The 19,230-nt window shown below is 64.2% G+C and carries 21 protein-coding genes; all 21 read right to left on the bottom strand.

Annotated elements, in window-relative coordinates; genetic code table 11:
- Positions 1-86 precede the first annotated feature (86 nt).
- Positions 87-2,192 carry an excinuclease ABC subunit UvrC gene (gene uvrC, locus AC56K1_RS01700; protein WP_497156110.1) on the bottom strand — a complete coding sequence of 702 codons (2,106 nt, stop codon included), beginning with the start codon at positions 2,190-2,192 and terminating at the stop codon, positions 87-89.
- A gap of 18 nt (positions 2,193-2,210) precedes the next feature.
- Positions 2,211-2,612 carry a holo-ACP synthase gene (gene acpS / locus AC56K1_RS01695; protein ID WP_497156109.1) on the bottom strand — a complete coding sequence of 134 codons (402 nt, stop codon included), beginning with the start codon at positions 2,610-2,612 and terminating at the stop codon, positions 2,211-2,213.
- Between the two features lie 10 nt (positions 2,613-2,622).
- The gene (gene pdxJ, locus AC56K1_RS01690) at positions 2,623-3,390 is read right to left on the bottom strand and encodes a pyridoxine 5'-phosphate synthase (RefSeq protein WP_497156108.1); all 768 of its coding nucleotides are present in this window, start codon (positions 3,388-3,390) and stop codon (positions 2,623-2,625) included.
- A gap of 15 nt (positions 3,391-3,405) precedes the next feature.
- Positions 3,406-4,215: a DNA repair protein RecO gene (recO, locus tag AC56K1_RS01685; RefSeq protein WP_497156107.1), complete on the bottom strand. Its 810-nt coding sequence runs from the start codon at positions 4,213-4,215 to the stop codon at positions 3,406-3,408.
- Between the two features lie 32 nt (positions 4,216-4,247).
- Complete coding sequence (gene era, locus AC56K1_RS01680; RefSeq protein WP_497156106.1) at positions 4,248-5,186, bottom strand: GTPase Era; 939 nt, start codon at positions 5,184-5,186, stop codon at positions 4,248-4,250.
- Positions 5,183-5,950, bottom strand: coding sequence for a ribonuclease III (rnc, locus tag AC56K1_RS01675; RefSeq protein WP_497156105.1), 768 nt, complete (start codon positions 5,948-5,950; stop codon positions 5,183-5,185). Before rnc ends, era begins: the two co-directional genes overlap by 4 nt.
- Positions 5,951-6,041: 91 nt before the next feature.
- The gene (locus tag AC56K1_RS01670; protein WP_497156104.1) at positions 6,042-6,416 is read right to left on the bottom strand and encodes a DUF4845 domain-containing protein; all 375 of its coding nucleotides are present in this window, start codon (positions 6,414-6,416) and stop codon (positions 6,042-6,044) included.
- Positions 6,417-6,429: 13 nt separating this feature from the next.
- Positions 6,430-7,359 carry a signal peptidase I gene (gene lepB, locus AC56K1_RS01665; protein WP_497132027.1) on the bottom strand — a complete coding sequence of 310 codons (930 nt, stop codon included), beginning with the start codon at positions 7,357-7,359 and terminating at the stop codon, positions 6,430-6,432.
- The gene (lepA, locus tag AC56K1_RS01660) at positions 7,360-9,153 is read right to left on the bottom strand and encodes a translation elongation factor 4 (RefSeq protein WP_497156103.1); all 1,794 of its coding nucleotides are present in this window, start codon (positions 9,151-9,153) and stop codon (positions 7,360-7,362) included.
- A 344-nt stretch (positions 9,154-9,497) separates the two neighbouring features.
- Positions 9,498-9,767, bottom strand: a complete 270-nt coding sequence (locus AC56K1_RS01655; protein ID WP_497156102.1) for a glutaredoxin family protein — start codon at positions 9,765-9,767, stop codon at positions 9,498-9,500.
- Positions 9,764-11,233 carry a DegQ family serine endoprotease gene (locus AC56K1_RS01650; protein WP_497156101.1) on the bottom strand — a complete coding sequence of 490 codons (1,470 nt, stop codon included), beginning with the start codon at positions 11,231-11,233 and terminating at the stop codon, positions 9,764-9,766. Before AC56K1_RS01650 ends, AC56K1_RS01655 begins: the two co-directional genes overlap by 4 nt.
- A 194-nt stretch (positions 11,234-11,427) precedes the next feature.
- Positions 11,428-11,835, bottom strand: a complete 408-nt coding sequence (locus AC56K1_RS01645; protein ID WP_497156100.1) for a sigma-E factor negative regulatory protein — start codon at positions 11,833-11,835, stop codon at positions 11,428-11,430.
- Positions 11,836-11,893: 58 nt separating this feature from the next.
- Positions 11,894-12,496 (bottom strand): RNA polymerase sigma factor RpoE, encoded by a 603-nt coding sequence (rpoE, locus tag AC56K1_RS01640; protein WP_497156099.1) that lies wholly within the window; start codon positions 12,494-12,496, stop codon positions 11,894-11,896.
- Between the two features lie 61 nt (positions 12,497-12,557).
- Complete coding sequence (locus AC56K1_RS01635) at positions 12,558-13,040, bottom strand: hypothetical protein (protein WP_497156098.1); 483 nt, start codon at positions 13,038-13,040, stop codon at positions 12,558-12,560.
- A 167-nt stretch (positions 13,041-13,207) separates the two neighbouring features.
- Positions 13,208-14,455: a beta-ketoacyl-ACP synthase II gene (gene fabF / locus AC56K1_RS01630; protein WP_497156097.1), complete on the bottom strand. Its 1,248-nt coding sequence runs from the start codon at positions 14,453-14,455 to the stop codon at positions 13,208-13,210.
- A 39-nt stretch (positions 14,456-14,494) separates the two neighbouring features.
- On the bottom strand, positions 14,495-14,734 hold the full coding sequence (acpP, locus tag AC56K1_RS01625) for an acyl carrier protein (RefSeq protein ID WP_020653257.1): 240 nt from the start codon (positions 14,732-14,734) through the stop codon (positions 14,495-14,497).
- Positions 14,735-14,902: 168 nt separating this feature from the next.
- Positions 14,903-15,640 (bottom strand): 3-oxoacyl-ACP reductase FabG, encoded by a 738-nt coding sequence (fabG, locus tag AC56K1_RS01620; protein ID WP_497156096.1) that lies wholly within the window; start codon positions 15,638-15,640, stop codon positions 14,903-14,905.
- Between the two features lie 35 nt (positions 15,641-15,675).
- Positions 15,676-16,614 carry an ACP S-malonyltransferase gene (fabD, locus tag AC56K1_RS01615; RefSeq protein ID WP_497156095.1) on the bottom strand — a complete coding sequence of 313 codons (939 nt, stop codon included), beginning with the start codon at positions 16,612-16,614 and terminating at the stop codon, positions 15,676-15,678.
- 171 nt (positions 16,615-16,785) lie between these two features.
- Positions 16,786-17,772, bottom strand: a complete 987-nt coding sequence (locus AC56K1_RS01610; protein ID WP_497156094.1) for a beta-ketoacyl-ACP synthase III — start codon at positions 17,770-17,772, stop codon at positions 16,786-16,788.
- A gap of 24 nt (positions 17,773-17,796) precedes the next feature.
- Positions 17,797-18,822: a phosphate acyltransferase PlsX gene (gene plsX / locus AC56K1_RS01605; protein ID WP_497156093.1), complete on the bottom strand. Its 1,026-nt coding sequence runs from the start codon at positions 18,820-18,822 to the stop codon at positions 17,797-17,799.
- A 200-nt stretch (positions 18,823-19,022) separates the two neighbouring features.
- Entirely contained in the window at positions 19,023-19,205 is a 183-nt protein-coding gene (rpmF, locus tag AC56K1_RS01600; protein WP_005666806.1) for a 50S ribosomal protein L32, read from the bottom strand.
- Positions 19,206-19,230: the final 25 nt, after the last annotated feature.

Below are 19,230 nucleotides of genomic sequence, written 5' to 3'. Positions count from 1 at the left end.
GACGGCCTCGTTTCGTGGGCTCAATTGTGGTGCTGCGTGCTGCGCCGCAAAAACAGGGTGCACTACTCGCTCCCTGCTTTTCCCTGTTAATGCAGCTGCCGGTAGATCTCTTCCGCCAGCGTGCTCGAGATGCCTTCCACCGACATCAAATCTTCCACGCTGGCGTCGACCACCCCGCGCAGGCCGCCGAAGCGGGCCAGCAGGCGCTGGCGGCGCTTGGCGCCGATGCCTTCGATCTCTTCCAGGCGCGAAGCTTGCCGGGCCTTGGCGCGCTTGGCACGCATGCCGGTAATCGCAAACCGGTGCGCCTCGTCGCGGATCATGGCGACCAGCATCAGCGCGGCCGATTCCTTGCCCAGCTCCTGGGACGGGCGGCTGTCGGCGAAGATCAGGGTTTCCAGGCCGACCCGGCGCGCCTCGCCTTTGGCCACGCCGACGATCATGCCGATGTCCAGGCCCAGTTCGGAGAAGACCTGGCGCGCCATTTCGACCTGCCCCTTGCCGCCGTCAACCAGCACGATGTCGGGCATGACGCCCTCCCCGTTGGCCACTTTCTCGTAGCGGCGCGTCAGCACCTGGCGCATCGCCGCGTAATCGTCGCCCGGCGTGATGCCGTTGATGTTGAAGCGGCGGTATTCGCCGTTCTGCATCTGGTGGTGGTGGAACACCACGCAGGACGCCTGGGTCGCTTCGCCGCCGGTATGGCTGATGTCGAAGCATTCGATGCGCAGGGTGTCGAGGTCTTCGCTGTCCAGGTGCAGGGCGTCGGCCAGCGCGCGGGTGCGCGCCTGCTGCGAGCCCTGCTCGGACAGCAGCCGCGCCAGCGCCAGCTCGGCGCCCTTGCCGGCCATCTCGAGCCACTGGCGGCGCTGCCCCTGCGGCTGGAAGATCAGGTTGATGCGGTGGCCGCACTGCTCGGACAAGGCCATGATCAGCTCGGGCTGGTCGAACTCGATGTTCAGGATCAGCGTATTCGGGATGAACTGGCCGGAATAATGCTGGGCCAGGAAGGCGCACAGGACCTCGACGTCCAGTGGGCATTCGCCCAGCGATTCGCCGACGTGCGCCGGGAAGTAGGCGCGGTCGCCCAGGTGGCGCCCGCCGCGTACCATCGCCAGGTTGACGCAGGCGCGGCCGCCCTGCACCACCACCGCGATCACGTCGACGTCGGCATCGCCCACGGTTTCCATGCTCTGCGCGTGCAGCACCTTTGAGAGCGCCTGGATCTGGTTACGGATTGCCGCCGCCTGCTCGAACTTCAGGTCCATGGCGTAGGCCTGCATCTTCTGCTCGAGGTCGGCAAGTACTTCGGTCTGGCGCCCGCGCAGGAAGCGCGCGGCGTTTTCGACGTCGAGCAGGTATTGCTCGGGCGTGACCAGGTCGACGCAGGGCGCACTGCAGCGGCCGATCTGGTGCAGCAGGCAGGGACGCGTGCGGTTGGCATACACACTGTCCTCGCAGGTGCGCAGCATGAATACCTTCTGCAGCAGCTGCATCGATTCCTTGGCGGCCCAGGCGCTCGGGAACGGGCCGAAATACTGGTTCTTCTTGTCCAGCGTGCCGCGGTAATAGCCCATGCGCGGGGCTTCGCCGCTCGAGATCTTGATGTAGGGGTAGCTCTTATCGTCGCGGAACAGGATGTTGTAGCGCGGCTTGAGCGACTTGATCAGGTTGTTTTCCAGGATCAGGGCTTCGGCCTCGCTGCTGGTCACCGTGGTTTCCAGGTTGGCGATCTGCCCCACCATCATCGCGATGCGCGCGCTCGACTGGGTCTTCTGGAAATAGCTCGACACCCGCTTCTTGAGGTTGCGCGCCTTGCCGACGTAGAGCACGTTCTGGTTGGCGTCGAGATAGCGGTAGACGCCCGGCAGGTCGGGCAGTTTCGAAACGGTGTCGAGCACCCGCTCGCGCGCCGATTCGCCGGGCTTGACCGGCTCGGCGGCGTCTTCCTTCAGTGTCGCTTTCAATTCTTCTTTCATGGCCTGCCAACTGTCCGGCCGCGCGCGGGGTAGCGGCACAGCCTTGTTCGTCTTGCTGGCGGAGCGGGCGCGCGCCGCCCGGCGCGGCGCGGCGGGCATCGCCGCGCCCCCGGCGGCCACATGGCCTTCCGGCGCATGCACTCCCGACTCCAGCACGATCTCATCCTGCGCCGGCGACTCGCTTGGCGCGGGTACCTGAACTTCCTTGCCCACTTCTGCTTCGTTTCTTCTTTACGTTGCCAGGTCCTGGGTCACGATCACGAAGGCGACGCCGTAGTCGGCCTCGTCACTGAGCGTCACCTGGGCGCTGAGGCCATAGTCTTGCATGAATTGTTCGAGCGCCCCGCTGCAGACAATGACGGGCTTGCCCCCCGGTCCGTTCAGGACCTGGGCCGAGCGCCAGGTCATGGGCATGCGCATGCCCAGCCCGATGGCTTTTGAAAACGCTTCCTTGGCAGAAAAGCGAGTGGCCAAAAAACGCAGGCCGCGCGTCGCGTTCCTGGCGCTGCGCGCGTGATACTTTTCCAGCTCCTGGGGCCCCAGGAGCTTCTCGGCGAAGCGGGGGCCGCTGCGCGCCAGGGCCGCCTCGACGCGCGAGATCTGGACGATGTCGGTGCCGATGCCGTAGATCATCCCGGTGCCCTCAGCGCGCGTAGGACACGCCAAGGCGCGCCGCCACCATGATCGCCTTCATCTCGCGCACGGCGTTCTCCCAGCCCGCGAACAGCGCGTGGGCGACGATCGCGTGGCCGATGTTCAGCTCGTGGATATCGGCAATAGCCGCGATCGGCTGCACATTGGTGTAGTGCAGCCCGTGGCCCGCATTCACGCGCAGGCCGCGCGAGGCGCCCGCGTGCACCCCGATCTTGATGCGCTCGATCTCGCGCAGGGCTTCCTCGCCTTCGCTTTCCGCGTAGCGGCCCGTGTGCAGTTCGATCACGGTGGCGCCCACCGCGCTGGCCGCCTCGATCTGGGCTTCGTCGGCATCGATGAACAGCGACACCCGGATCCCCTCGCCTTTCAGCTGGCGGGTGGCCGCTTCGACCTCCTTGAAATAGCGGATCACGTCCAGCCCGCCCTCGGTGGTGACTTCCTCGCGCCGCTCGGGCACCAGGCAGACGTCCTGGGGCTTGACCTGGCAGGCGAAGTCGATCATCTCGCGCGTGACCGCCGCTTCCAGGTTCATGCGGGTGCCAAGTAATGGGCGCAGCGCGATGACGTCCGCATCCTTGATGTGGCGGCGGTCTTCGCGCAGGTGCAGTGTGATCAGGTCGGCGCCGGCCTGCTCGGCCAGCAGCGCCGCGCGCAGCGGGTCCGGATACGCGGTGCCGCGCGCATTGCGCACGGTGGCGATGTGGTCGATGTTGACGCCCAGGTCGATGACGGGGCCGGCGGGTTGCAAGAAGCTCATGGTCGGTTTTTCGATTTATAACTGCATCAGGTCGATCAGGATCTGGCGCGTGTTGAGCGGCGCACCGCCCAGGTGGTGCGCCAGCAGGAAGCGCATCAGCTGCTTGCTCTGCGCCTGGGTGGCCGGGTCGGCGTAATCCTCGCGCTCCATGTCCAGCAGGGTCTTGCCAGTCACTACAGGCCAGACCTCGCCCATCGTCGCCGCGCGTGCGCCGCGTTCCGGATCGACCACATAGTCGCAAGAAGGAATGACCGCCCCACGGGTGGTCGTGCAGCGGCCGAGATCGGCAGCGACGCCTGTTTCCTTAAGTAAGGCCCTTTCGAACTTTCGCAAGACGATGGGCACGGGTTCTCCGTGCGCGAGCTGGTTCAGGGTCGACACGTAATGATCGAACAAGGCCGGATGCTTGTCGTCGCGCGCGATGAGCTTGACCAGCAATTCATTGAGATAGAAGCCGCACAGCAGCGGCGTTTTTTCCAGCGGCAGCATGCCGCCCACCCATTCGGCGTCGATCAGGGTGCGCAGCTCGGACTTGCCGCTGAAGGAGACCGACAGCGGCTGGAAGGTCTGCAGCACCCCGCGCAATTTAGAGAGCGGGCGCTTGGCGCCCTTCGCGACCAGGCCTACGCGGCCGTAGTCGCGCGTGAACATGTCCACGATCAGGCTGGTTTCCTTGTAGGGATAGCTGTGCAGGACGAAACCCGGCTGGCCGGTCACGCGGGTCTCGCGCAGCGGAGGGCGGCTGCGCTTGGCCGCTGCCGGGGCGGCCGGCTGCACCTGTCCGTCTGCAGAGGGCGTATCGATGGCGTCGTCGTGGCTGGGCATGCGTGGGGGTCGGTCCTCCGGCGCCTGTGGTCTTACTCGTAGCCGTAGGCGCGCAGGCCCGCTTCGTTGTCGGCCCAGCCGGATTTGACCTTGACCCAGATCTCCAGGTACACAGGGCCGCCGAACAGCTTTTCCATGTCCAGGCGCGACTGGGACGAGATTTCTTTCAGGCGGGCGCCCTTGTTACCGATGATCATCGACTTGTGCGTGTCGCGCTCGACCAGGATCGCGCAGAAGATGCGGCGCAGGTTACCTTCTTGCAGGAACTGCTCGATGATCACCGTGCTGGTATAGGGCAGCTCGTCGCCCAGCAGGCGGAACACTTTCTCGCGCACGATCTCGGCGGCGAGGAATTTCTCGCTGCGGTCGGTGATGTCGTCCGGGCCGAAGACCGGAGCGTTTTCCGGCAGGTGGCGCTTGATCTCGCTTTCCAGCGCATCGACCTGGAAACGCATCTTGGCCGACACCGGCACGATGGCCGTGAACTCGCGCAGCGCGGCGACTTTCTGGGCGAAGGGCATCAACACAGCCTTGTCCTTGACGCGGTCCGACTTGTTAATGACCAGCACCACCGGGACATTGGTCGGCAGCAGGTCCAGCACCTGCTGGTCGGCCGGGCCGAAGGTGCCGGCCTCGACCAGGAACAGGATCACGTCGGACGAGGTGAGCGTGTTCGATACGGTCTTGTTCAGCGTCTTGTTCAGCGCGTTCGCGTGGCGGGTCTGGAAGCCCGGCGTGTCGACATAGATGAACTGGGCATCGTCGCGGGTCTGGATGCCGGTGATGCGGTGGCGCGTGGTCTGGGCCTTGCGCGAGGTGATCGACACCTTGGCGCCGATCAGCACGTTCATCAGGGTCGACTTGCCGACGTTGGGGCGGCCAACGATGGCGATATAGCCGCAACGGAAATGTTCGGGGATGCTGCCGGCGCCTTCGGTGCTGCTGCCGGTGTCGATACTATCGGTGTTCATGCTGACTTTGTTCCTGGTTGTTCCGGCGGCGCAGGGGCGTCCGTCTGGATGGTGGCGATGCCGGCCAGCTTGAGCTGGGCGGCCCGCGGCTTTGCCTTGCGGGCGGAGGGCGACTTGACCAGCGCGGCCTGAGCGCCCTCGAGCGCGAGGCGGGCCGCAGCCTGTTCGCCGGCGCGGCGGCTGCCGCCACGGCCGAACACCTGCACGTTCAGTTTCGGTACCAGGCATTCGACTTCGAATTCCTGGCTGTGGGCGGCGCCATGGGTGGCCACCACGTTATAGGTCGGCAGCGCGATACGTTTGGCTTGCAGGAATTCCTGCAGCAGGGTCTTGGCATCCTTGCCAAGGGTAGCCGGGTCGACGGTGTCGAGCAGCGGGATATAGAAGGCGCGGATGGCGTCGCGCGCGGCATCGAAACCGCTGTCGAGGAAGATCGCGCCCAGCAGGGCTTCAAGCGTATCGGCCAGGATCGACGGACGGCGAAAGCCCCCCGATTTCAGCTCGCCCTCCCCCAGCCGCAGGAATTGCGACAGCTCGAGCTTCTGGGCGATCTCGAACAGCGACTGCTGCTTGACGAGGTTGGCGCGCAGGCGCGACAGGTCGCCTTCGTCGAGGGTGTTGAAGCGTTCGTACAGGATCGAGGCCACGACGCAGTTCAGGATCGAGTCGCCCAAAAATTCCAGGCGCTCGTTATGCAGCGCGTTATGGCTACGGTGGGTCAGGGCTTGCTGGAGCAGGCCCATGTCCCGGAACGTGTAACCCAAGCGTGTTTGCAATAACTGGAGATTCATTGTGCTGTCGTGTGTTTATCTAGCATCGTTTGCCGTCCTGTCGGGTGGTGCCTGGCCGCTCGCCTTACTCAGCAGCGCCCGGCTCGGTGCTGCCCGCATAATCGATCACCAGGCTCACATTGCCCATCAGGGGCACTCGCTTCTCGTAAGCAAAGCTGATCTGCGTGTCGCCGCCGTCGCGGGTAATAAGCAGGTCGCGGCCGCGGATCGCGGTCACGTCGTTGACGCCGGCGCTCTTGTCGAAGGCTACCTGCATTTCGCGCGGCGTGCCGCCAGCTTCCTTGGCGCGCGCCATGGCGTCCTTGACCGCGCTGTATTCCAGGTAGGTCGGCACCAGCTTGAGCGCGAACACCACGGCCACGCCCAGCACCGCCAGCACGAAGATAAGGCCGGTCAGCGAAACGCCGGCTTCGCGAGTAAAGGATTGCTTCTGACGCATTGTCGTTCTCCGGTTACTGGATGCCGCCAATCCGTTTCGGATTGCCGAAATTCATCCAGACGACGATCGCCTTGCCAACAATGTTCTTGTCCGGTACGAAGCCCCAATAGCGGCTGTCGGCACTGTTGTCGCGGTTATCGCCCATCATGAAATAGTTGCCCTCCGGTACGATACAGGTAAATTTATCGTAGGAATAGTCACATGCTTCACGATGCGGGAAGTTCTCGACGGCGCCGAGGTCGAACACCTGCTTGCCATTGGTGTTCAGGATCTGGTGCGGCACGGCCTTGCCTTCCCCGGCCAGGTTCTCGGTGAACTGCTTGTGGTAGACCGGGTGCTGGTCGTCCAGGTAGTCGTCCATCGGGGTATAGGCAACCGGCTTGCCGTTGACGGTGAGGCGCTTGTTCTCGTAGCTGATGGTATCACCAGGCACGCCAATGACCCGCTTGATGTAATCCTGGCTCATGTCCTTCGGATACTTGAACACCATCACGTCGCCGCGCTGCGGGTTGCCGATGTCGATCACCTTCTTGTTGATGATCGGCAGGCGGATGCCGTAGGCGTACTTGTTTACGAGGATGAAATCGCCCACCAGCAGGGTCGGCACCATCGATGAGGACGGGATCTTGAACGGCTCCCACAGGAAGGAGCGCAGCACGAAGACCATCGCGATGATCGGGAAGAAACTGCCCGAGTACTCGATCCAGGTCGGCTGGCGCAAGCAAGCCGCCTCGATCTCGGCGCGCTTGCCGTTGCTGTCGACCTTGATGCCATCGGCGGTCAGCTTGTTGGTGCGTGCATCGTATTCCGCCAGCGCCGCGTCGGCTGCCCGGCGGCGCTGCTTGGCGAAGATGAATACATCCAGGCACCAGATGATGCCCGTGATAACCATCAAGACGAACAGGATCAGGGCAAATTTGCCCAGGATGGGTTGCAGGTCCATTTATTTGTCTTCCACCTGGAGGATGGCGAGGAAGGCTTCCTGCGGGATTTCCACGGAACCGACCTGTTTCATGCGTTTCTTACCGGCTTTCTGCTTTTCCAGCAGCTTTTTCTTGCGCGAGATGTCGCCGCCATAGCACTTGGCCAGCACGTTCTTGCGCAGCGCCTTGACGTTTTCACGCGAGATGATGGTCGCGCCGATCGCGGCCTGGATCGCCACGTCGAACATCTGGCGCGGGATCAGTTCGCGCATCTTGGCGGCGACCTGGCGGCCGCGGTAAGGGGCGTTGGCGCGGTGCACGATGATCGCCAGCGCATCGACCTTCTCGCTGTTGATCAGCATGTCGACCTTGACGACGTCGGCGGCGCGGTATTCCTTGAACTCGTAGTCCATCGAGGCATAGCCGCGCGAGGTCGACTTCAGGCGATCGAAGAAGTCGAGCACGATTTCGGCCATCGGGATCTCGTAGTGCAGCTTGACCTGGCGGCCGTGGTAGGCCATGTCCATCTGCACGCCGCGCTTGCCGTTACACAGGGTCATGACCGAGCCGACGTATTCTTGCGGCATGTACAGGTTGACGTTGACGATCGGCTCGCGCACTTCGTTGATCTTGGACGGCTCCGGCATCTTCGACGGATTGTCCACGCGCAGGATCGAACCGTCGCGCATCTCGACCTCGTACACGACGGTCGGCGCGGTCGTGATCAGGTCCATGTCGAACTCGCGCTCGAGGCGTTCCTGCACGATTTCCATGTGCAGCAGGCCCAGGAAGCCGCAGCGGAAGCCGAAGCCCAGCGCCTGCGAGACTTCCGGCTCGTACATCAGGGCGGCGTCGTTGAGTTTCAGCTTTTCCAGCGAGTCGCGCAGCGCGTCGTACTGGTTCGCTTCCACCGGGAACAGGCCGGCGAACACCTGCGGCTGGACTTCCTTGAAGCCCGGCAGCGGCGCGGGCGCCGGCTTGTTTGCCAGGGTCACGGTATCGCCCACCTTGGCGGCGGTCAGTTCCTTGATGCCGGCGATGATGAAGCCCACCTGGCCGGCCGAGAGTTCCTGCAGCGGCACCGAGCGCGGGGTGAACACGCCGACGCTTTCGACCAGGTTCTGGGAACCGGTCGCCATCAAGAGGATCTTGTCTTTCGGGCGCAGGATGCCGTTCATCACGCGCACCAGCATCACGACGCCGACATACGGGTCGTACCAGGAGTCGACGATCAGGGCCTGCAGCGGCGCTTCCTTGTCGCCTTTCGGCGGCGGCACGCGCGCGATCAGGGTTTCCAGCACGTCTTCCACGCCCAGGCCGGTCTTGGCCGAGCACACGGTGGCGTCGGCCGCATCGATGCCGATGACGTCTTCGATCTCCTTCCTGGCGTTTTCCGGGTCGGCGTGCGGCAGGTCGATCTTGTTCAGGATCGGCACCACTTCCACGCCCAGGTCGAGCGCGGTGTAGCAGTTCGCCACGGTCTGGGCTTCCACGCCTTGACTCGCATCGACCACCAGCAGCGCGCCTTCGCAGGCCGACAGCGAGCGCGAGACTTCATAGGAAAAGTCGACGTGGCCCGGGGTGTCGATCAGGTTCAGGTTGTACACCTGGCCGTCGCGCGCCTTGTACTGCAGCGCCGCGGTCTGGGCCTTGATGGTGATGCCGCGCTCGCGCTCGAGGTCCATCGAATCGAGCACCTGTGCGTCCATTTCGCGATCCGACAGCCCGCCGCACAGCTGGATGATGCGGTCGGCCAGGGTCGATTTACCGTGGTCGATGTGGGCGATGATGGAGAAATTACGTATGTTGTTCATTAACAAAGCTCAAAACCAAAAAGGCCGCGGACAGTGCGGCGAGGCCACAATACGGCGCAGAACGCGGCGCAAAACTCGGCACGGTGCGTGGCGCAATACGACGGATCAAATGCGAAAAGCGCTCCGTGGGGAGCATGCCGGTCCCCGGCCGAAGCGCTTCATCAAGCGGAAGAAAGAGCTTGCACACTGCAGACGCTTTTCCGACCCCGGTATTTTACCGGATTCCAGAGCGGAAAGCCCGGTTTAGGGCCGGGAACGAGGCAGAAAGCCGGTTTTGGGCCGGGCCTGCACGGATTTGTGCGGTTTCGCGCCGGCCCGGGCATGGGCCGACGCCGCAAACGGGGTCAGGCGGCTGCCGCGCAGGCGTCGACCCAGGCGCGCGCCGCCGGCGCGTCGAGGAAGTAATGGCAGAGCTCCGGCCGGGCCAGGTCGCCGAACAGCACCGGCACCAGTTCGTCGAAGCGCTCCACCAGGGCCGGGTCGGCGTCGACGTCGATCACGGCCACCTCGAAGCGCTCTCCCGGGCCCTGCAGGGCCAGCAAGGCCTGGTGCATGTCCTCGCACAGGTGGCAATAACTGCGCGAATACAGGGTGAAAGGTACAAGCCGCATCATGCGCGCGGCTTCACGACGACGTATTGGGCGACATTCTCGCGGCGCACCAAGAGGGCCACCGGCTTCTTCGGGTCGAGCTTGGCGACCAGCGCGTTGAACTGCGCAGTGCCGGTGACCGGCGTGTTGCCGACCTGCGAAATCACGTCGCCCACGCGGATCCCGGCCTGGGCCGCGGCGCCGTCGGCGTTCTCGACCAGCACGCCGGCGTCGACGCCCAGTTCGGCGCGCTGGGCCGGGGTGATGTCGCCCACCACCAGGCCCAGGGCATTGGCGACACCGGAAGGCGCCTCCTTCTTCGGCGCCGGGCGGGTGGCGGCGACTTTCTCGTCCTGCAGTTCGACGATGGTCACCGGCAGCTCGAGCTGGGCGCCGCGGCGCCAGACGGTGACGCTGGCGCGGCTGCCCACTTTGGTGGCGCCGACCACGCGCGGCAGGTCGCGGGTGGTGTCGATCGTCTGGCCATTGAACTTGAGGATGATGTCGCCGACCTTGATGCCGCCCTTCTCCGCCGGGCCGCCCGCTTCGACCCTGGACACTTCGGCGCCGCGCGCCTTGCCCAGGCCGAGCGACTCGGCCACGTCGCGCGTGACTTCGCTGATCTGCACGCCCAGGCGGCCGCGCGTGACCTTGCCGGTGGTTTTCAGCTGGTCTGCCACGCGCATGACTTCGTCGATCGGCACTGCGAACGAGATGCCGTTATAGGCGCCCGAGAGCGTGGCGATCTGCGAGTTGATGCCGATGACTTCGCCGCGCATATTGATCAGGGGGCCGCCCGAGTTGCCGGGATTGACCGCGACGTCGCTCTGGATCAGCGGCAGGTATTCGCCGGTGTCGCGCGACTTGGCCGAGATGATGCCGGCGGTCACGGTATTGTCGAGGTTGAAGGGCGAGCCGATGGCCACCACCCATTCGCCGACCCGGATCTTGCTGGAGTCGCCGGTGCGCAGATACGGCAGGTTGGTGGCGGTGAGCTTGAGCAGCGCGACATCCGAGCGGCGGTCGGCCCCCAGCACCCTGGCCTTGAACTCGCGGCGGTCGGTCAGGGTGACCGTGACCTCGTCGGCGCCCTCGACCACGTGGGCATTGGTCAGGACGAAGCCGTCGCCCGAAATGATGAAGCCCGAGCCGACGCCGCGCGTAACCTGCTGCTCTTCCGCGCTGCCAGGGGCGCCCGGCACCTGCGGCGCGCCGCGGCGCCCGCGCGGGATCTGGCCGCCGAAGAAGCGCCGCAGGAATTCCTGCATCTCTTCCTCGCCCGGTACCGCCCCGTTGCGCTGTACGCGTTCGGTGGTGCGGATGTTGACGACGGCGGGACCGACCTTGTCGATCAGGTCGGTGAAATCGGGCAGGCCGGTGACGGCAGGCGCCTGGACCGGGGCGGCTGCGATGGCGGCAGGCGTGCAAAAGGCGCTGGCGCCGGACATCAGCAGGCCTGACAGGATCAGGCTGGCAGTTTTACTGGTCATGGGGTCGAATGGGAAGGCTGAGATTGACTTTATGGTAAGCCAAAACAGGGGAATTGTCGCGGGGTGCGCGGGGCGTGTTGCGGGTCAAACTCGGGGGTGTAGTGTGGTCGGCTACGCCGACCGCGCGTTCAACCGGAAGATGCGGTGTCGCGATGCGAGCGTGGCTTGAACGCGCGCGGGAGGACCCGCCCACCCTACAACTGCTTGGCTGGAGGCCCGGTTTCCGGAGGCACCTCATGCTGCGCCTCCTGCACCACCGGCTCCACCACGGCCATCGCTCCGTTCACCGGCCCGTTACCGCCCACCACGGCCGGCGCGATGGCGGCCAGCGCATCGGTAGGCAGCTCAGGCTTGCGCGGCTCGCGCCGCAGGGGGACGGGCTCGGCCGCCAGCCGCTCGGCCAGGCGGGCGGCAAAGCCGGGCGACAGGGCCGGGCCGTCCGTGTCGGCGCGCAGGGTATCGCCAATCTCGTGATAGAGTCGCCAGGCCTCGATGCCGTCGCGCTCCCTTAGCCCGGCAAGCGCCAGCTCGGCGTCGGTATCGGACAATTCGTCGTCCATGAAGGACGAAATCGTTTCGCGTATTTTTTTATTCGTGTCCATCTGGTTGCCTTGCCGCATCGGTATCTTCAAATTACCCGCCCGTCTACGATCCCGCGACCTAGCGGCGTTTGTCAACCGGGAAATCGAGCAAAGGGCGCAATTTCTCGGCAATGACTTCGCGCGCGCGGAAAATCCGGCTACGCACGGTACCTATTGGACACGCCATCACTTCAGAGATTTCCTCGTAACTGAGTCCTTCTATTTCGCGCAATACGATCGCCGTGCGCAGTTCCAGCGGCAATGCCTCCATCGCCGCGTTCACCGTATGGGCAATCTGCTTGCTCGCCAGCATTGACTCTGGCGTATTTATATCACGCAGGCTGTCTGCGTCCTCGAAGCCTTCGGCTTTTTCGGCATCGGCATCGGTGGAGGTCGGCGCCCGTCTGCCCTGGGTGACGAGGAAATTTTTTGCCGTGTTGATCCCGATGCGATACAGCCAGGTGTAAAAGGCTGAGTCGCCGCGGAAATGACGCAGGGCGCGATAGGCCTTGATGAAGGTCTCCTGTACCACGTCCTCGGCTTCCGCCGGATCGTGGACAAGGCGCGACACCAGGCGCATCAGGCGACGCTGGTATTTCGCCACGAGCAGGTCGAATGCTCCCCGGTCGCCGGCCTGGACCCGTTCCACCAACAACTGATCACCCTCGCGTTCTGTCGTCACGGACCACGCCCCATCGGCTGCAGCGGTCCTCTTCCATGAGAGTTGGCTCGCTGCAATAAGTTCAAAGTATTTTGTGTTCTACGGATGAGCCGGCGACCTGCCCGCCGATGCCGCCAAGCGCCACCGCCAGGGCCCGGAATGCGCCAGGCTCCACGCTGTCGGGCAGCACCATGACGACACGGCAGGGAAGGCCCGCCGTGCCGTCCGCGCTACCCAGCCGCAACAACATGAGCCGCGGCCACAGCGTCGAACCGGGCAGAAGCGTTACCGGCACGCCGCCGGCTGCTTCCATCCCCACATCCTGTTGTAACGCCAGCCGTAGCTGGCCGGGTCCAGAAATATCAATCCGGTTCATCGCCGAAGCAAGGCACGCCGCATGCACCATGCATAGCCCGGCAAACAGCAGCGCAGCCGCCACAAGCGGCCCGCAGGCGAAGCGCGCAGGCGCCCCCAGGCCTACGGCGAGCGCGGCCGCGCATAGGCAGGCACCGAAGGCGGCCAGCAGCAAACGCAGGCAGCGCGAGGGCGCAACGACGACGGTCATCGCGATCGACATAGGAACGAAGAGAACAGGAGAAACAGGAATGAAAGGACGCTGCCGGCCGGAGCCTCGAGCGGGAAACTGCAGGAGAAGCGCAGGACCGAATGGTCCAGGCTGTCAGACGCCCATCCCGGTTGGACCGGGATGGGAAGGCTTAAGTTCAGGCGAACTTACACTTTTGCGAACACGAGAGTACCGTTGGTCCCCCCGAAGCCGAACGAGTTCTTCACCGCATAATCGATCTTCATGTCCCGCGCCGTGTTGGCGCAGAAGTCCAGGTCGCATTCCGGGTCCTGGTTGAAGATGTTGATGGTGGGCGGCGACACCTGGTTGTGGATCGCCAGCACGGTGAACACCGATTCCAGGCCGCCGGCGCCGCCCAGCAGGTGGCCGGTCATCGACTTGGTGGAATTGACCACCAGCTTCTTGGCGTGGTCGCCGAACACGCGCTTGATGCCGCGCACTTCGGCTGCGTCGCCCAGCGGCGTCGAGGTGCCGTGTGCGTTGACGTAGTGGACTTCGCTGGCGTTCAGGCCGGCGTTGCTCAGGGCCGAGACCATGCAGCGTGCCGCGCCACTGCCATCCTCGACCGGCGAGGTGATGTGGTTGGCGTCCGCGCTCATGCCGAAGCCGATGACCTCCGCATAAATTCTGGCGCCGCGTGCGACCGCGTGTTCGTACTCTTCGAGCACCATCACGCCGGCGCCCTCGCCCAGCACGAAGCCGTCGCGGTCCTTGTCCCACGGACGCGAGGCGGTAGCCGGGTCGTCGTTGCGGGTGGACAGCGCGCGTGCCGAGGCGAAACCGCCCAAGCCCAGCGGCGAGACCGTGGATTCGGAACCGCCGGCGATCATCACGTCCGCATCGCCGTACTCGATCAGGCGCGCTGCCGCGCCGATGCAATGCAGGCCGGTGGTGCAGGCGGTGACGATGGCCAGGTTCGGGCCGCGCAGGCCGAACTTGATCGAGAGATCGCCCGAGATCATGTTGATGATCGAGGCCGGCACGAAGAACGGCGAAATGCGGCGCGGGCCCTTGGCCGTATATTCTTCCTTGGTGGCTTCGATCATCGGCAGGCCGCCGATGCCGGAGCCGACGATCACGCCGATCCGGTCCGCGTTGTCGTCGGTGACGACGATGCCCGAATCCTGCAGGGCCTGGATACCTGCGGCCATGCCGTAATGGATAAAGCTATCCATATGGCGGCCTTCCTTGCCTGGCAGGTAGTCCTCGACGACGAAGTTCTTCACCTCGCCGGCGAATCGGGTCGTGAATTGCGACGCATCGAACTTGGTGATGTTGGCAATGCCCGACTTGCCAGCCAGCGCCGCATCCCATGCCTCGGCAATCGTGTTGCCGATTGGTGAAATGCAGCCCAGGCCGGTGACGACGACACGGCGGTTGCGTGAACGGCTCAAGCGATTCTCCCAGAAACTTTTAAAGCGCGAGCTACTACTTTAGGCCTTGACGTGCGCGGTTGCGTAGTCGATGGCTTGCTTGACGGTGGTGATCTTTTCAGCCTGCTCGTCAGGGATTTCCATTTCGAACTCGTCTTCCAGTGCCATCACCAGTTCCACGGTATCCAGCGAGTCAGCGCCGAGGTCGTCAACGAACGAGGATTCGATTTTGATGTCTGCTTCTGCAACACCCAGCTGCTCAGCGACGATTTTTTTAACGCGTTGTTCGATATCCGACATGTTATGGCTCCATTAGGTATGTGTTGCGGAAAGTGCGCGCATTTTATCAGGTTTGCGCGGTGAAAAACTACTTTCGGCGATTCCTGCTATTTCCACCGAAATTGCTGCTAAAAGATGTGAATACGCCGGTTCCACCGCAGAGCGCGATGACACCCGCATAGTTGCACATTAATTCATATACATGCCGCCATTCACGTGCAATTCGGTGCCGGTGATATACGCGGCCTGCGGACCGGCCAGGAAAGCCACCGCGTAGGCGATGTCTTCCGGCTGGCCCAGGCGGCCCAGCGGGATCTGCCCCAGCAGCGCTTCGTGCTGGCCTTCGCCCAGCGCCTTGGTCATGTCGGTGTCGATGAAACCGGGCGCCACGCAGTTGACGGTGATGTTGCGGCTGCCGATCTCGCGCGCCAGGGCGCGGGTCATGCCGGCCACGCCGGCCTTGGCGGCAGCGTAGTTCATCTGGCCCGGGTTGCCCGAGGCGCCCACCACCGAGGTGATATTGATGATGCGGCCGTGCCTGGCCTTCATCATCCCGCGCAGCACCAGGCGCGCCAGGCGGCCCACGGCGTTCAGGTTGGTGGAGATGACGCTGTCCCACTCGTCATCCTTCATGCGCATGGCCAGGTTGTCCTGGGTAATGCCGGCATTGTTCACCAGGATCGACAGGCTGCCGAAGCCCTTTTGCACCTCGTCCACGACGCTGGTGCAGTTGGCGGCGTCGGTGACGTTCAGGACGAAGCCCTTGCCGCCGAATTCAGCCAGGTAATCGGTGATGGCCTGGGCGCCGGCTTCGCTGGTCGCGGTGCCGGCGACTTTCGCGCCCTGGCGCGCCAGTTCCAGTGCAATGGCTTTGCCGATACCGCGCGAGGCGCCGGTCACGAGGGCAACTTGGTTCTGCAGGTTCATGCTTTTCCTCTTGTAATAATCTAGTTCGGGCAGGCTCAGGCCGCCTGCAGCGACGCCAGCACGCGTTCAAGCGCGGCCTGGTCGACCAGGGCCTCGCCCACCAGCGCCGGGTCGATGCGCTTGGCCATGCCGACCAGGGTCTTGCTCGGGGCGCATTCGATGACCTGGGTGATGCCGCTGGCGGCCATCTTCCGCATGGTCTCGACCCAACGTACCGGGCCAGCCGCCTGGCGCACCAGCGCGTCCTTGATCGCGGCCGGATCGTGCAGGATAGCCACGTCGACGTTGTTGATCAACTCGATCTGTGGCGCCGAGAAGTGGATGTTTTCCATGTAGTCGCGCAAGCGGTCGGACGCAGGCTTGAGCAGGGACGAGTGGAATGGCGCCGAGACCGACAGCTTCATGGCGCGCTTTGCTCCTCGCGCCTTGGCGATCTCGCAGGCGCGGTCGATCGCGGCCGCATGGCCGGCGATGACGATCTGGGTCGGCTCGTTGAAATTGACGGCTTCGACTACTTCACCCTGGGCAGCCTCGGCGCAGACGGCACGCACCTCGTCGGCCTGCAGGCCCAGCACGACGGCCATGCCGCCCTGCCCGACCGGCACCGCGTCCTGCATGGCCTGGGCGCGGAAGCGCACCAGCGGCACCGCATCCTTGAATTCGATCACGCCCGCGGCCACCAGGGCCGAGTATTCGCCCAGGCTGTGGCCGGCGACCATCGATGGGACCGGGCCGCCGGCGGCGATCCAGGCGCGGTACACGGCCACAGCCGCAGTCAGCATGACCGGCTGGGTGTTGGTGGTGAGGTCGAGGTCTTCCTTCGGGCCTTCGGCGATCAGCCGCTTGATGTCGAAGCCGAGGGCGTCGGATGCCTCGAGCACGGTTTGCTCGACGACCGGATTGCCGGCGAAGCCGTTCAGCATGCCGACGGCCTGGGCGCCCTGGCCGGTAAACAGGAATGCGAAGTTGGTCATTTTATTGTTCTCTCTGCTTGGTAGGTCGGTTCCCGTAGGGCGGCTGGCTTTGCCAACCGCGCGTTCAACCGGGATCTGCGTTGCCGCAATGCGTTCGTGATGTGAACGCGCGGGCGGGAGAACCCGCCCACCCTGCGTATCGCCGCAACATGAAGCCGCGGCACATAACGATTACATGCGCGCGAGCACCGCGCCCCAGGTGAAGCCGCCGCCGACGCCTTCCATCAGGACATTGTCGCCCTTCTTGACGCGACCATCGCGCACGGCTGCGTCGAGCGCCAGGGGAATCGAGGCGGCCGAGGTGTTGCCGTGCTGGTCGACGGTGACGACCATCTTTTCCATCGGCAGCTCCAACTTCTTGGCCGTGCCCTTCATGATGCGCAGGTTGGCCTGGTGCGGAATCAGCCAGTCGATGTCCGACGGCTGCATCTGGGCGTGCGCCAGCGCTTCTTTCGCGACTTCTTCGAGCACGGTGACGGCCAGCTTGAAGACGGCCGGGCCGTCCATGTACAGGAAGCCGCTGCCGGCGATCGCGCCACCGGCCAGGTTGCCCGGGATCGACAGGATGCCCGCATGGCTGCCGTCGGCGTGCAGCTTGGTGGCCAGGATGCCTGCTTCGTTCGAGGCTTCCAGCACGACCGCGCCGGCGCCGTCGCCGAACAGCACACAGGTGGTGCGGTCGGTGAAATCGAGGATGCGCGAGAATACTTCCGAACCGATCACCAGCACGCGCTTGTACATGCCGGAGCGGATGAAGGCGTCGGCGGTCGCGACCGCATAGACGAAGCCGCTGCACACGGCCTGCACGTCGAAGGCGGCGCTGTTGTTGGCCATGCCGAGTTTTTGCTGCACGATGCAGGCGGTGCTCGGGAAGCTGCCGTGGTAGTCGGGGGTGGAACTGGCGACGATCACCAGTTCGATGTCGCCGGGCTGCTTGCCGGCCATTTCCAGGGCCTTGCGCGCGGCGTGCACGGCCAGGTCGGACGAGTTTTCGTCCGCCGCCGCGTAGTGGCGGCTCGAGATGCCGCTGCGCGACACGATCCATTCGTCGGACGTCTCGACACCCTGCGCGGCCAGCTGCGTTGCGAGCTGGTCGTTGGTGACACGATTGGCCGGCAGATAGCTGCCGGTGCCGGTGATCTTGCTATACAGAGTCATTGCTCCACCATCCTGCTGGGTTGGTTACGCCTGGCGCTCTTCGCCTGGCGAGGTCGGCATCAGTTCGGCGATCAGCGCCGACAGCTGCTCCAGTACATCGTATTTTGCCGCATCGTAGGCGCGCTGGAGCGCCCACTCGAAGGCATAGGCGTTGGCCCCGCCATGGCTCTTGAAGACCAGGCCCTTCAGGCCGAGCAGGCCGGCACCGTTATAGCGTTCCGGATTGAGCTTCTTGAGCGATTTACGGGCCAGCAAGGCACCTGCCATCGAGAAGATGTTCTCGGTGAACACCGACTTGACGAAGCGCGACAGGCCTTCGACGGCCTTGAGCGTGACGTTGCCGACGAAGCCGTCGCAGACGACCACGTCGACCGTGCCCTTGAAGATGTCATTGCCTTCCACATTGCCGTGGAAATTGAGCTTGCCGCGCTCATGGTCGGCACGCAGCAGTTCGCCGGTGGCCTTGACCATGTCGTTGCCCTTGATGTCCTCGGTGCCGACATTGAGCAGGCCGATGGTCGGGCGCGGGATGTGTTCCATGGCCGAGCACAGCACCGAGCCCATGATGGCGAACTGGTGCAGGTGGTGCGGCTCGCAGTCGACGTTCGCGCCCAGGTCGAGCATATAGGTCGGGCCGTTTTTCTGGTTCGGCATGATCGAGCAGATCGCCGGGCGGTCGACGCCGGTCATGGTCTTGAGCACATAGCGCGAGATCGCCATCAGGGCACCGGTATTGCCGGCCGAGACGCTGGCGTTGGCGCTGCCGTCCTTGACCAGCTCCACCGCGACGCGCATCGAGGAATCTTTTTTCTTGCGCAGCGCGATCTCGAGCGGGTCGTCCATCTCGACGACTTCAGTGGCGTTCCTGAGCGCGATGCGGGGATGGGCCTCGGCGCGGTGTTTTTTTAATTCTGCGCGCAGGGTCTCTTCGCGGCCCACCAGGATCAGGTGGACGTCGGCATGTTTCTTTAAAAACGAGATGGCTGCGGGAATGGTAACTGAGGGGCCGTGATCGCCACCCATGCAGTCAATGGAAATTGTGATGGTCATTTGCTGGGAGATGCCGGCTCACGCAAAGCGGGCGGCAGTGGGGATCGGGGCGTGGCTCGTGGCCGGCCGCTGACCGCGCAATCCGGGATGACAGGCGTGCTGGTAGGCGCCGCAGTAAACGGGAATGCGAAAGAAAAAGCGGCGCCACGCAGAAAACATACGTCGCACCGCTTTCATGGTACTAAAGGACAAGACGTCGATTACTCGTCGTTCTTGGTCTTCAGGACTTTGCGACCACGGTAGAAGCCGTTCGGGCTGATGTGGTGACGCAGGTGGGTTTCGCCGGTGGTCGGCTCGACTGCCAGGTTTGGTGCGGTCAGGAAATCGTGCGAACGGTGCATGCCGCGCTTCGACGGGGACTTCTTATTCTGCTGAACTGCCATGATGACTCCTAATACATAAGTTCTA

It is taken from the genome of Telluria sp. ZB4P37, from assembly GCF_059685855.1.
Note: the sequence above shows the minus strand (reverse complement) of the source record. Positions and strands in the feature narration are given on the sequence as shown.